The organism is Pseudoalteromonas sp. CO348 (genome assembly GCF_004208845.1).
Lineage (GTDB): Bacteria > Pseudomonadota > Gammaproteobacteria > Enterobacterales > Alteromonadaceae > Pseudoalteromonas > Pseudoalteromonas maricaloris.
The window spans coordinates 56984-70340 of sequence record NZ_SGPI01000011.1; the positions used below are offsets into that span (position 1 = coordinate 56984).

11 protein-coding genes are annotated in these 13357 nt (G+C 44.6%); 8 read left to right on the plus strand and 3 right to left on the minus strand.

Features of this window, described 5'->3' with window-relative positions:
- Positions 1-87 precede the first annotated feature (87 nt).
- Positions 88-453 carry a VOC family protein gene (locus EXT48_RS03905; RefSeq protein WP_130163631.1) on the minus strand — a complete coding sequence of 122 codons (366 nt, stop codon included), beginning with the start codon at positions 451-453 and terminating at the stop codon, positions 88-90.
- A gap of 224 nt (positions 454-677) precedes the next feature.
- Here EXT48_RS03905 and EXT48_RS03910 point away from each other — a divergent pair, with 224 nt between their 5' ends.
- The 3 genes from EXT48_RS03910 (at position 678) to EXT48_RS03920 (ending at position 4028) form a co-directional block, all read left to right on the plus strand.
- On the plus strand, positions 678-1082 hold the full coding sequence (locus tag EXT48_RS03910; protein ID WP_130163632.1) for a hypothetical protein: 405 nt from the start codon (positions 678-680) through the stop codon (positions 1080-1082).
- Positions 1083-1470: 388 nt separating this feature from the next.
- Positions 1471-2919: a RimK family protein gene (locus EXT48_RS03915; protein WP_130163633.1), complete on the plus strand. Its 1449-nt coding sequence runs from the start codon at positions 1471-1473 to the stop codon at positions 2917-2919.
- On the plus strand, positions 2919-4028 hold the full coding sequence (locus EXT48_RS03920; RefSeq protein ID WP_088530045.1) for a GNAT family N-acetyltransferase/peptidase C39 family protein: 1110 nt from the start codon (positions 2919-2921) through the stop codon (positions 4026-4028). The genes EXT48_RS03915 and EXT48_RS03920 overlap by 1 nt, the downstream gene beginning before the upstream one ends.
- Before the next feature lie 66 nt (positions 4029-4094).
- Here the strand turns inward: EXT48_RS03920 and EXT48_RS03925 are convergent, their stop codons facing one another.
- The gene (locus EXT48_RS03925; RefSeq protein WP_130163634.1) at positions 4095-5933 is read right to left on the minus strand and encodes a di-heme-cytochrome C peroxidase; all 1839 of its coding nucleotides are present in this window, start codon (positions 5931-5933) and stop codon (positions 4095-4097) included.
- Between the two features lie 184 nt (positions 5934-6117).
- Here EXT48_RS03925 and EXT48_RS03930 point away from each other — a divergent pair, with 184 nt between their 5' ends.
- The 5 genes from EXT48_RS03930 (at position 6118) to EXT48_RS03950 (ending at position 12803) form a co-directional block, all read left to right on the plus strand.
- Positions 6118-7620 (plus strand): ethylbenzene dehydrogenase-related protein, encoded by a 1503-nt coding sequence (locus EXT48_RS03930; protein WP_130163635.1) that lies wholly within the window; start codon positions 6118-6120, stop codon positions 7618-7620.
- Complete coding sequence (locus EXT48_RS03935) at positions 7617-8288, plus strand: DUF1566 domain-containing protein (RefSeq protein WP_130163636.1); 672 nt, start codon at positions 7617-7619, stop codon at positions 8286-8288. The genes EXT48_RS03930 and EXT48_RS03935 overlap by 4 nt, the downstream gene beginning before the upstream one ends.
- 11 nt (positions 8289-8299) lie before the next feature.
- On the plus strand, positions 8300-10264 hold the full coding sequence (locus EXT48_RS03940) for a pre-peptidase C-terminal domain-containing protein (protein ID WP_130163637.1): 1965 nt from the start codon (positions 8300-8302) through the stop codon (positions 10262-10264).
- Positions 10265-10520: 256 nt separating this feature from the next.
- Positions 10521-12248, plus strand: coding sequence for a hypothetical protein (locus tag EXT48_RS03945; protein WP_130163638.1), 1728 nt, complete (start codon positions 10521-10523; stop codon positions 12246-12248).
- An 87-nt stretch (positions 12249-12335) separates the two neighbouring features.
- A complete protein-coding gene (locus tag EXT48_RS03950) occupies positions 12336-12803 on the plus strand; it encodes a DUF4920 domain-containing protein (protein ID WP_130163639.1) in 468 nt (155 codons plus the stop codon).
- Between the two features lie 3 nt (positions 12804-12806).
- Here the strand turns inward: EXT48_RS03950 and EXT48_RS03955 are convergent, their stop codons facing one another.
- A complete protein-coding gene (locus EXT48_RS03955; RefSeq protein ID WP_130163640.1) occupies positions 12807-13295 on the minus strand; it encodes a hypothetical protein in 489 nt (162 codons plus the stop codon).
- Positions 13296-13357 lie beyond the last annotated feature (62 nt).

Consider the following 13357-nt stretch of genomic DNA (forward strand, 5'->3'; position numbering starts at 1 on the left):
GGTGCTATCTGTTCATATCCAATTCGTTTAATTTGGAAATCGGCAAAGCATAAAGTCAGTTATTGACGCCACAATATTTTTGTTAGGTTACTGATTCTCGGCGATGCGCCACAGCACGCCACTTGGATCAGTAATACAAAATTCGAGCATTCCCCATGGCTGCTCGACAAGTTCAGTTACTTTTACGCCAAATGCTTTGTCCAGCTCGAGTTTTAAAACATGTTCATACCAGCTTTGGGCATCTTCGACTAAAAGGTGCATCATAAAGTTGTTGCTGTGCAATGGCTCATAGAAATCTTGGAGCAAAAAAGAGCAAGAGCCAGATTTAAAATAAGCGATATCTCCAGCTTCAAAAGCCATTTCAAAGCCAATCATCTGATAAAAGCGTTTAGAGCACTCAAAGTCTTTAGCTGGAACAAAAGACTTTATTTCTACGGTATTCAGATTTGCCATATTCATGTCCATATTGTGGGTACTTTTTGTAGCCTAACATTTTAATATTTATGAGACACGTGGTTTTTGTTAACAATCGCTTGTTGGAGTACAAATAGTGCTGGTGTCACTTGTTTCCGTAGTCGTTTGTTAGTCGTTGGAAGCCAACAAACGCAGCGCGTCGGTAAATAAAAAGGCGTGACTATTGCATGTAAATTTAGGTCGAAAAAGAAAGGAGTTCTATTATGAATATATCAAATACCCAAGCTATTTACGGTAACTACAACGCTGTCGAAGTCGTAAAAAAGCAAAATTTAGCCAATCAAAATTCACTTTCTTTAAATTCTGAAAGTAGGGAGTCGAATACCAATGGCCTTGATATGCGGAACGTATCTCAAGAAGACATAAGAACGTTAGCTAAAGTCACTGGAGATGATCGCGTATGGCAGTATATCCCTTTTGAAGAATTTGAATTTAAAGGTGATACTCTTGTCGGTGTAGAAAATAAAGGCTATTTGGGCGCTTTAGAACGTAGAATTGAGTATAACCGCAGTATAGGCCAACCAACCAAAGGCTATGAAGAAACCTTAGCAGCCCTCAAAAGTTATCAGGGCTATATTTTACCTAAGAAAATCAGTGTAACCGCTTAAACGCAAAGAGTATAAATCGCTGACACCCACCTCAACCAACGCACTCACTGCCCGTGGCATTCCTAAGCATGTCAATCGAGTGCTATTTCACTCTTGATATCTGTTTGTAAACACGAGAAATCTTAATCGTTTCAATCAAATTTAATTGTACGTGCTTTTATGGTTTTTAACCTTTTGAAATTTAATGATTTTGTTCCGGTCGTTGACAGCAAGAAAGATTTATCTTGAGAATCAAAATTACTCAATTGCTAAGTGCTATATTTAAGATTACAACTACTCCACTTTAATGTGGGCCTTGAATTTGCCCACTAACCCTATGTTAAATCGTGGGGTGCCTAAACCATCATGTACTGATGTGCTAACGCATCGCCACCTAAGGATTATTTAGATGCTATCTACTCTATTCGTTGTTGATCAAAATGCAGATGTACTGCCTTTGGCAAATAACGTAGTGACGTTTGAAACGTATTTGCAAGAGTACCCAAAGCTCGGTGAATCAAAACTTCGAGTGATTAATTTATGTGACTGTGACCGTTATTTAAGCCAAGGTTATTACTGCTCTTTACTTGCTGAAGCGCGTAATCATCAAGTGCTTCCGAGTCTAAAAGTTATTAACGGTTTACGTGATGGTGATAATGCGTTGTTTTTATCGCAAGCTTGGTTTGATAAGCGTGGGATCGCGATTACCGATGACGCAGAGCTGATCATTTGTATGGGCGAAACCCAACAGCCTGAGTTTAGTAAGTTGGCGGCGTATTTATTTCAGCAATTTCCAGCGCCTTTACTAAAAGTGACATTACAGCAGCAAGATAAAGGCGTACGTGTGCAGGTGCAGCGTCGCGACTTTTCGACTCTACAGTTGGCGCAGCTTGAGTTTTGTACTCAAGTATTAGGTCATGTGCATGCCACTCAGTGGAACAAACGTAAGAGTCACAAAAAGTATCGCTGGGATATTGCGATGTTGGTGGACCACGATGAAAAGTTGCCGCCAAGTAACAAAGGGGCGATCAGCCGCTTTGTTAAAGCGGGTGAAAAGCTTGGCATTAAAGTTCATCCATTAGAAGCGGCTGAGTTATACAACTTAGGCCAATACGATGGGCTATTTATTCGTGAAACCACAGCGATTGATCACCATACTTATCGCCTTGCGCAAGAAGCAGAGCAAAAAGATTTAGTGGTAATTGACGATCCAAGCTCGATCCTACGCTGTTGTAATAAGGTGTTTTTACATGATGCCTTTAATTACAAGAAGGTGCCAAGTTTAGAAACGCGATTTGTGAGTCAGTGTAATGAACAAGTAATCGATAAACTCATTGCTGAGTTATCGCTACCTATGGTGCTTAAAATGCCTGAGAGTTCGTTCTCAAAAGGCGTATTTAAAGTAAAAACCAAAGAAGAACTTGGCGAGCGTTTACAAGAGCTGATGAGCGTCTCTGCGATTGTGTTGGCGCAAGCTTACTTATACACAGATTATGACTGGCGTATTGGAGTGTTAAATGGCCGTGCGATCTACGCATGCCGTTACCATATGGCACGTAACCATTGGCAAATCTATAACCACGAGTCAAAACGCAATTTCTCGGGTGGGTTTGACACGCTACCAACGTTTGAAGTGCCAAAAGCGGTGTTACGTGCAGCGTTAAAAGCGGCGGCAGTTGTGGGTAATGGTTTGTATGGTATTGATATTAAAGAGCACAACAGCAAAGCCTACGTGCTTGAAGTAAACGACAACCCGAATATTGACCAAGGGGTTGAAGACAAATATCTCGGTGACGAGCTGTACATGCAAGTGATGTCTGAATTTTCAAGACGTCTTGAAGCGAGAGGTAAAAAGTAATGTTGCAAGCCGCGTTGGTGCTTGAAAAGGCGACACTGCAGGATTTGAACTCACTGAATGCGCTGGAACAAAACTGCTTCAGTGCAGATAGACTGAGTCGTCGCCAACTCAAGCATTACATCAGTTTTGAACATAGCCTGCTGCTCACTGCAAAGTTGGCAGGGGAACTTGTGGGCTATGGGCTGCTTTGGTTGCACCAAGGAACGCGGCTAGCAAGGCTTTATTCATTGGCGGTATCGCCTCATCATCAAGGTAAAGGGATCGCACGCCAACTGATGTCTGAGCTTGAAGTCAGAGCGGGTGAAATGGGCTGGTTATATATGCGTTTAGAAGTGGCTAAACGCAATGACGCGGCCATCGGCTTATATAAACGCATGGGTTATCGTGTATTTGGCGAGTATCAAAACTATTACGCGGATCATGATGACGCGCTAAGAATGCAAAAATGCGTGCGTAAGCTGTCGCAAAAGGCGGTGTTGCATCAGGCTCCTTGGTATCAGCAAACGACAGACTTTACCTGCGGACCGGCGTCACTGATGATGGCAATGGCAAGCATAGATCCAGGCTGTATGGGCGATCAGGCCTTAGAGCTTGAGATATGGCGTGAAGCGACCACCATCTTTATGACCGCAGGTCACGGCGGCTGTCACCCATTTGGATTGGCATTGGCTGCGGAGCGCCGTGGTTTTGCGGCAGAGGTGATGGTGAATACGGCGGGCCCGCTATTTTTAGATGGCGTGAGAAGCGCGCAGAAAAAACAGGTGATGACCTTAGTTCATGAGCAATTCCGTCAAGAGTGTGAATATCGTGATATTGCTATTCACCAAGCCGATGTAAAGCTTGAACAGGTTGAACAATGGTTGTTACAGGGCAGTGCGGTATTGGCCTTGATCAGCACTTATAGGCTAAACGGTAAAAAAGCGCCGCATTGGGTGCTTATTACGGGGTTGGATGAGTTGTGTTTATATCTTAATGACCCTGATGTTGAGGATGACCAAAACCCTATCGACTGCCAGCAAGTACCCATTGCAAGGTCAGATTTTGAAAAAATGATGACGTTTGGCGCAAGCAAATTAAGTGCGCTGGTGGTGTTGCACGAGTCATTTTAACTAACGTTTTCGGTTATAAGTCAAAGGGCCTGTATTCGGCCCTTTGTTTTTAGCGCTACATGGCGTTTATAGCGTTTTCAAAAACTCAACGATTTGCCATTTTTCATTGTCACTCAAGGTAGTGCCGTAAACGTGACCGCTATTATCATTGCCCGGCATCACCTCACCGCTGGCTTTGTTCACTTTGAACTCGTTCATGCCTTGATGAGTAATATAGCCAACATTGATAGGGTCGAATTCGCGACTGCCAACCCAGAAGGTATCTGGGCGCGACTCTGGTGATTGTAATAGTGACCATAGGTTTGGCACAGAGCCATTATGTAAATAAGGTGCGGTTGCCCAAATTCCATTCAACGGCCTTGCTTTGTAGACACCCGCGTCGTAAAAACCATCCACACAATCTTCGTTAGTATTGGGGGTTAACTGTTGTCTATTTGCCAAATAGACTTTGAGGCGCTCTTCAATGGACTTTTTCACGGTGGTTTTCTTACCATCTGGCCCGGTGCGTTCTGCTATTAAGCCCGCTTCGATTGCTTTGATGGGATCTTTTAGCACTAGACCCACAACCCCATTTACTGGGATATCGATAGCGCTATCCACCGCTTGGAATTTGTCTCCCGCGATAATGTCGGTTTTTGTGCCTTCCAAGAACAATGTTTTTGCCATGTGGCAGCTTGCGTTATTAGACATAGTGGGATCGGTACCTATCTCGTTTACTGGTACTTTTACCGCTTCGTAATCCTTGAGTAGATTTTTTTGGTCAATTAATTGATGGCAGTTGGCGCAATTTGCTTGGAATAGCATTTTTCCTTGTGCCGCCTTATTGGTGTCAATCCCTGGAAGGTATTGCTCAGGCCAAGCTGGTGGCAGAAGTGTTTTTACCCACGCTTCTAGTTGCCCTAACGCATGCATGTCTACCGTTGAGCTATATCGAGCATGTTTCCCCCAAACGCGCTGCCAAACCGGTGCTTCTTCAATGGATAACGAACCAAACACACCGACAACTTCCCCAATGTTGCGTACTAATGGGCCGACCACAGGAATATTGGGGGCAGAAGCATTCCACTGCACAACATTTGACTGGTGCGTCCCCCATAAAAATGGATAGGAGACGGGTGCGGTGGGCGCATTTTTATTGTTAAGGTCGTCAAGCGCAAATGCCGTGCCGGCGTTTTGTATATTGCCAAACGCATCAAGTCGAGCATAGCTGGTAAAATCGTCTGGATAGTCTTCGGGCAAGTCATTAACGGTTTGTCGCTCGGCGGTTGCAAGCGCCACATGCTTGAGATCGTCTCGTAAATCATCAATCAATTCTTGCGATGCTCCTTCTTTTAATACGCGCATCGCGAAACGGCTAAACTTTTGATTATCGTTAAGGGTCGCTTCTAACGCGGCATTTAGGCGGCTAAAGAAGAGTACAAAATTGGCGAGGGTGGGCGCACCTTCTACCAAGATTTTTGTGCCATTATAGTCAATTTGGTTAGTGTGACATGCCGCACAGGTCATCCCGACCCAAGCTTGTCCCGTGGTTTGATTGTTATGCACAGCAAAGCCGATGGGCAAACCTGAAGGGTTATTGGCGGTGGTTTTACTGGGCAGGTAGCGCAGCATTTCCATATGCTCGCTATCGCGAAAGAGCCTTTTACTGTTGGGCTGCTCTAACCAAGTAAACCAAGTATAAGGGATGATTTGTGACCCTTGGCCTGTAAACCAAAAGCCTTGCCGAAGTTTATCTGACCACCCTTGATTGAGCCAAACTCGCTCAGGCACTTGGCCAGATTCTGCAACTGGGTCGAGCGTTTCTTTGGGCACCGAAGGTTTTTTACTTGGTGAGCTACAACTTGCGAGAAACAGTGTGCAAGCCACTGCCGCACTTACATATTTTATTACTAGTCTATTGTTCATGTTGAACTGTCCGTGACGGTGGAAGTATCAACTACCTTAGTACAAACTAATTAACAATCAAGTTACACGACATTACACGTGTCGCTAATTCACAAGATGAGAAAGTCTCATCTTTCCAAATATGAAATATTTATGTAAATTTATTTGTTTACACTAAATTTACTTTATTTATTTGGGAGCGGTTGTGCGTCGAAGTAGTTTTGCCATTTTTCATGTTATGGCGGTAATAGTTATCTTGGTTGGGTTACTGACTGGCCCTCGCTTGGGCATTATCAATCATGATTTTCTGGCGTTTCTTTCGCCTTTGCTTCCACAAGGCGCGTTGCTGTCAATGCATGTGTTATTTGGTTGCTTACTCACCTTGATTGCGATTGTTTTTACTGTGGCAACCATTCGCGCACCGTTTCGTGGCGCACCAAGTAAGTTTGATAAAGCCGTTAACTACTTTGGGTATCTGGTTATCGTGCTGAGTATAGTCACAGGATGGTTACTTTGGCTCAATCCAGAGAGTCTAAGTTTAGTGATTCATGGGTTATCAGCGACAGCCATTTTTTTGTATTTGGTGTTACATGGCATAAAGCACACGGTGTTTAAGGGCAAGCAAGTACTGAGCGTATTATTGCCCCGAAATGCGCTTATTTTACTCAGTTGCAGTATTGCTCTGGTGTATTTTTGCGGCCTTGGCATACAGCTTATTGTTGCAGATCAGCATTTACGGTTAGAAGTTGCGCCGCTATCAAGGCAAAGCCACGTTGAAATAGACGGTAAAGGAGACGAGCCACAATGGTTGCGTGCTAAGCCTATTAAATTAACTACATTTGGTGGTGCAAACTTCTTGGATGGGAGTAGCGAGGTCGAAATAAAAGCGTTGAGCAACCATGATGAAACCTTCTTTCTGATCCGCTGGCAAGATCCGACCGAAAGCCTAGAGCATCTGCCGCTGGAAAAAACCTCGGACGGTTGGCAAGTACAAGAAAATGGCTTTTATCGCTTTGACGAGCGCACTTATTACGAAGATAAGTTTGCCATCATGCTATCGACAACCTGTGAACTAGGAGGTGATGGCACCGTTCAATACGGCGATGCGCCGCTTGCAGGCAAGCCCCGTAACTGGCATGGCAAGGGCTATCATGCAAGTACGGACGGCCGCACGCGAGATTTATGGCACTGGAAAGCGCTGAGAACCAATGACATGTACTTGGCCGATGATAATTTTTTTGGGCCGTCTCAAAGCGTTGCACTTGGGCAAAGACGCTACACCGCAGGGTATCAACCTGATGGCAAAGAAAGCGGTGCTTATGTGATGAACTGGCGCTGGTACTCACCGACTGAGGTTACGCCAAAGCGAATGCCAATCCCATCGCCAGATCTCACTGAGCGCAAAGTCCTTGATTGGTTTGCCAGCGAAACCTACAACCCACAACGAGACATGGCGAAAATTGGCGAACAGTTACCGTCCGTGTTGTACCGTTCAAATCGTTTTGAGGGAGATAGAGCCGATGTTAGGGCTAGGGGAGAGTGGCACGATGGTTATTGGACGCTAGAGCTGGTACGTAAACACCAAACGCATTCTACCCTTGATGTTGAACTGCGCTCTGGTGTTTGCATGTGGGTCTCCGCATTTGATCACGCGCAAATCGCGCATACTCGTCACCACAGAGCGATTCAATTGAGGTATATGCTATGACCGTTGCCTCACGTTTAATACTTAGTTTAGCGATTGCCACTGTGGCGATTAGCTACTTGTTATTCAGCGCTCCTGAGCGAGAAATTCCAACTCATGCACGCTTTATTAAAGTCACCAATGACATGCAATTTTTGTCTGTATGGCAGGGCCCTTGGCATTGTGTCTATGACAAAAAGCTTAATCTGCTTTGGGAAGTAAAACGAGATGATGAGTCTATTCACGATGGCTATTGGAGTTACTCTTGGTATGACGGTCAATTTGGTCATGCTGATCAAGGTGATTGTTATTTCGAAGCATCCCACTGCGATAGCCAAGATCTGATCCGTAAAACCAATCAAGCTTCTTTATGTGGTAGTGCCGAGTGGCGCTTACCTACACCTGATGAGCTGCGCTCTTTAATTCAAACACCAAATAGTCCCGGACAACCTCATATCGCAAGTGATTTTTTCCCACACATTAAAAATGGTGACTATTGGAGTGGTGAGGCTGGCGTGCCGTTACCCAAGTCGTTTAAGCGTGAAAGGTTAGGGGCAACGGCCGTGAATTTTCAATCTGCAGAGACGCTTTCGCTCCCTTATGCAAACGCCGCATTTGTCATGTTGGTGGCTACGCCGTCAACACCATTCTCATTGGCTCAAAGTCGTGCTGAGCCTGTTACTCTAAACTAGGAACCAAGGAAATGAAATATACTCAAATGGCAACTTTTGTGGTTGCAGCTGGTCTATCTTGTAGCAGTTTTGCTGCGAGTGACTACCATCGTCTTGTGTGGGACACCAGTCCAAGCACCTCAGCAACAATAGGATTTACACCCACGTCAGGCACTAATCATATTGTTAAATATGGCACCACAACGGATGAGCAGAGCTGGCAAAGTGCAGCGGTCAGCGCAACGCATACCTTTGACGGTGGCCTCTCAAGTTCATTTGTGAAATTAACCGGCTTAACCCCAGATAGTGCGGTTTATTATCGTGTTTGTGATTCACAAGGTTGCGGTCAGCGTTTGTGGTTCAGAACTGCGCCGCAAACGGCGTCAGGGATCACTGCTGTAGCTGGTGGTGATACGCGCACGGGTTGGACAACACGCCGTAAAGGTAATGAGTTGATCGCTAAAATTCGACCGCTATTTATTATGCATGGTGGCGATTACACCAATGCAAACTCCGTTTCTGAAATGCGTGAATACTTAAAAGATTGGCAATTAACCTTTTCGGATGATTTGATTGATGGCCTTGCATACAAGCGAATTTATCCATTCGTAGCAACACATGGCAATCACGAAGACGATAACTACAAAACGCTATGCCAAGTATTTGGCGTAGATTATGACCAAGATGGTGCGTGTACAGCAAAAGATACCTATGGTGCTTTTAACGTGGCGGGGCTGTTAAGGGTTTATACCTTAAATAGCCAATTTAAAAATAGTGGCTGGTCGAGCTATGCCACAGCGATGAACAATTGGCTGAAAAGCGACTTACAGTCTCAAGGCAACAGCGCAGCGTGGCGTATCGCTCAGTATCACAAGCCGATGTATCCTCACTATTCAGGTAAGTCAGACAACACCATATTACACACTTGGTGGGCACAAGACTTCTATAATAATGCAATGAACTTAGTGGTAGAGTCCGATACTCATATCAATAAACTGACTTACGCACTAACGCCTACCAGCAATGGCTTTACTGCAACGACCCAAGGCGGCACCGTTTATGTGGGTGAGGGAAGCTGGGGTGCACCGGCGAGAAGCGCCAATGATCCAAAAAGCTGGACTATCGACCTTGCGAGTATTCAACAGTTTAAAGTGTTGAGTGTGACAAATGATAAGCTTACTGTTCGAACTGCTGAGTTTTCAAGCAATGCAACTGCCTTATCTAAGGCGCAGCGAGATGCCGATCCGCTCGCGTTACCTATGAATATGACATGGTGGTATGCCGCCGAAATTGGTGATGAACTGAATCTGATCAAAGCAAGCAATAATCTATCTGTGATAGAAACCCCCATTGTTGAGCCGCCAGCTGCAATTGAACTTATCAGTGGTCAAACACAAGCGAATGTCACTGGTGCTAAGTCTTCTCAGACACTTTATTACATTGATGTGCCAGCAGGAGCGACGCAGCTAAAAGTTGAAACGGCGGGCGGCAGTGGGGATGTAGATATGTATGTGCGCTTTAATGCGGAGCCAACGAAACAAAACTACGATTGTCGACCCTATAAATCAGGTAATAATGAAGTCTGTACGATTACTCCAGTACAAACAGGTCGTTACTATGTCATGCTTGATGGCTATGAGAGTTATTCAGGCGTTGCGCTAACGGCTACGGTTTATACTGACACTCCTCCAGATCAAGGCAATAGCCAGCAATGGTTGGATCAATCTGCCAGTAAAGGTCAGTGGCAGTATTATACTTTTGACGTGGCACAGGGGACACAGAGCCTGCAAGTCAAGGCATCGGGTGGTACTGGAGATGCTGATTTATATCTGCGTTTTGGTCAACAACCAAATAGTAATACCTACGAATGTCGGCCTTATGAAAATGGCAATAATGAAACGTGCACAATCACCAATCCAAATGCGGGAACTTGGCATATTGGGCTCTATGGTTACGCCGCTTTTTCAGGGTTGACTCTACAAGCAGAAAGTCAATAATCCTGTAAATGAGAGCTTGGTGGTTATTGGTGTAACGATCAAGCTCATTTTAAAACTGACCGAATATTGAAAGTAGCTTGACCATTCACAATTAATGGAATTGAGACAATAATCGAGGTACAATACCGCTGCATTTTTGGACATGCAATTGTCTTTATGCAACGACCTCTGACGCGCGCAATCGTTGCGGTTCGTAGGGAAGAATAAATTTACCACGTGTTTGGCTATGTGCCGTGGTGATAACAAGGAATCAATTATGAATACAAAACTTCTCGTTGGCTTATGTGCGGTGGCTATTGCCGTTGGTGCTTATGTAACCACTCAATCATCTTCTTCAAGCATTGCGATGGAGCAACTGGAATACGTTCCGGCTGATACCGCTGTATTTTGGGGGCAATTAACGCCTTTTGAGCAGCAAAAATATTTATCTTTTATGCCTGAAGCGCTTAGAAAAGTACAAAACCTTGAAGAAGCAACTGGGCTGCTTAGAAAAGAAAATGACAAACATCTGAATTTTCTGGCGACGTTATTAGAGCAGTACAATCTAGCGATGACATCCTCTGAGCAAATGAAAGCTATCTTAGGTATGGGTGAGACAGTTAGAAGTGTATTCTACACCGTTGGTTTGTTACCGACGCTGCGTTATGAGCTTGCAGATCCTGAAGCTTTTCAGCGCACAATAAAAATGGCTGCAAAAGATGCCGAAATTACATACCAAGAAGATACGCTTGATGGCGTCGCATTAACGCGTTATCAGCTTGAGTTCGCGCCAGAAGCTAAAATTGAGCTTATCACATCCGTGCAGGGTCAATGGGTAACGACGACATTTAACACGCCAATTAATACTGAAGCGGATTTAAAAGTTGCTTTGGGTATTGCCAAACCAGCCCAGTCACTGGCGCAATCTGGCAAGCTTGAGCAATACAATACGCAGTTTGGTTTTGATGGTTCGTCAATTGCGTTTCTGAACCATGTGGCTATCGTCGATGGCATTACTGCAAATAAGCAGTCTGATTTGACTCGTATGTTAGATAACCTATTGCAGCTAGGTGGTGGTACTGAGAAATTAGCAGCGGTACGTGCTCCTGAGTGTCAGGCGGACTACAGTGAAATCGCCAACCTGTGGCCTGCAACGGTATTGGGTACTAAGAATATCAAATTTACAAATTCCGCAATCGACTTTGAAGTTGATACTGTTGTGGTGGGTAAAGATGCTGAACTGATGAAAGCGCTTGGGTCGATCCGTGGCTTTATTCCTGCGCACGTCACCAACGGTGAAGAGAAAGTACTAGGGTTTGGCTATGGTGTTGATGTTGCAAAAGTTGCGCCGCTTGTAAACACCCTTTGGGGCCGCTTTACTAAAGCTGAATTCAAGTGTTCTGAACTCGTTGCACTACAGCAGCAAGCGAAACAAAACAGTCCAATGGCTATTGCGATGATGACAGGCATGGCGAACTCGGTTAAAGGCGTGAGTGCATCTGTTTTTGATCTTGTTATGGAGCCAAATGACCAAGGCATGCCGGAACCTAAAACGTTTGATGCTCTAGTCACATTGTCTGCCGAAGATCCTTTAGTACTTGTTAATACGATAAAAGGGCTTGCACCTATGCTGGGTCAAATTCAAATCCCAGAAGATGGTACTCCAGTTTCAATTAACCAGTACATTCCATCTCCACAGCCATTGGGTATGGATATCAAGCTAGCGGTTAAAGGCGATCACTTAGTGTTGTTTACGGGTGAAAAGGCAACAATTATTGCTGAGAAAATGGCAAGCCAAGCGCTAGAAACCAATGGCATGACGCATTTCAGTATGGATATGCAAGCGTTTTTAGCGCCAATGTTAGAAGCGGCAAAAGCGACTGGTCAACCAATGCCTGAAGGTATTGATGCACTTTTACAGCAAAATATGGTGTTTGAGTTTAGTATGGATGTTGCAGATCATGGCCTTGTATTTGGCACTGATATGAAGCTGAAAAAACTATAACGAACAAAGAGCAAATGATGTTAAAAATGCCGACTTTAAGTCGGCATTTTTGTTTATACTGGCTGTAATTTTTGAGAAGGAGGTTTTATGAAATTACAAAATAGGTTGCTGCTGATGTTGGCATTGCTTAGCACTATATCTTATGCAAGTGATACCCAGTTTGGTGGTGGTGCGAATATGAACAAACTTGTGGCCGCCACAGATGTATTAAAAAACACTGAGCAGTTTGTGGGGAGTCAGATCACGCTGTCGGGTGAAGTGGTCAAGGTGTGCAAAAAACGCGGTTGTTGGATGACACTGAAAGTAGATAACGGCGAGGAAATAAACGTAAAGGTACGGGATGGCGATATGGTTTTTCCAATGTCTGCCATTGGAAAGCAAGCCTATGCGACTGGAGTACTCGAGCAGTTCGAGTTAGACATTGAGAAAACGAAGCGTTATTTGGCTCATAGAGCACATGAAAACGGTGAAGTGTTTGATGCAAGCAAAGTCACTGAGGGAATGAATCTAGTTAGGCTCAAACCGGATGCAGTAACGATTTTAGAAACGCAATAAAAGTTATTTCACAAGTACAGCGTACTCGAAGTTTGTGCGCTGTGAATTTGGGCTGATCACTACTTGGTAAGTGTCAGCGCCAAGCATCACATAATTTACTTTGCCGACTTTAAGTGGCTTTGGCGTGGTATCTAAGTCCATGATCCAGACACCCGTTTCCGTATCCGGAGCCAAGTTTATTAAGGTTCTTCCGGCGTTATTTGGAATATATAAAGCGGCATTGCTACTTTTACCCCAAATCGCTTTGAGTTTGTGGTTTTCCGACACCAATGTGTAATCCGCAGGACCGGAAGGGCGCATATCGGTCTGACGTTTGATTTCACACTGTTCACATTGAATTGAGGGAGCTGATAGGTGCGTTTGCAGCTGCCCATCAAAAATGATGCCTTCTGAGGCGATTCTCCACAAAGATTGACCTTCGCCCAGCTGGTGGCATCCCGACATCAGTAAGGCTGAAAATAGCAGGCTGTAATGTTTGTTGAAAATAGGCACCGGATCACCAAAAGAAAACTAGTTAAACCGGTACAAATAGTAGCTAATCTTTAGCGCCAATA

What these genes read in the sequence shown, in the direction of transcription:
- EXT48_RS03905 (WP_130163631.1), bottom strand. Translation starts at nt 453, where the DNA reads ATGGCAAATCTGAATACCGTAGAAATAAAGTCTTTTGTTCCAGCTAAA.
- EXT48_RS03920 (WP_088530045.1), top strand. Translation starts at nt 2,919, where the DNA reads ATGTTGCAAGCCGCGTTGGTGCTTGAAAAGGCGACACTGCAGGATTTG.
- EXT48_RS03945 (WP_130163638.1), top strand. Translation starts at nt 10,521, where the DNA reads ATGAATACAAAACTTCTCGTTGGCTTATGTGCGGTGGCTATTGCCGTT.
- EXT48_RS03925 (WP_130163634.1), bottom strand. Translation starts at nt 5,933, where the DNA reads ATGAACAATAGACTAGTAATAAAATATGTAAGTGCGGCAGTGGCTTGC.
- EXT48_RS03935 (WP_130163636.1), top strand. Translation starts at nt 7,617, where the DNA reads ATGACCGTTGCCTCACGTTTAATACTTAGTTTAGCGATTGCCACTGTG.
- EXT48_RS03915 (WP_130163633.1), top strand. Translation starts at nt 1,471, where the DNA reads ATGCTATCTACTCTATTCGTTGTTGATCAAAATGCAGATGTACTGCCT.
- EXT48_RS03950 (WP_130163639.1), top strand. Translation starts at nt 12,336, where the DNA reads ATGAAATTACAAAATAGGTTGCTGCTGATGTTGGCATTGCTTAGCACT.
- EXT48_RS03940 (WP_130163637.1), top strand. Translation starts at nt 8,300, where the DNA reads ATGAAATATACTCAAATGGCAACTTTTGTGGTTGCAGCTGGTCTATCT.
- EXT48_RS03910 (WP_130163632.1), top strand. Translation starts at nt 678, where the DNA reads ATGAATATATCAAATACCCAAGCTATTTACGGTAACTACAACGCTGTC.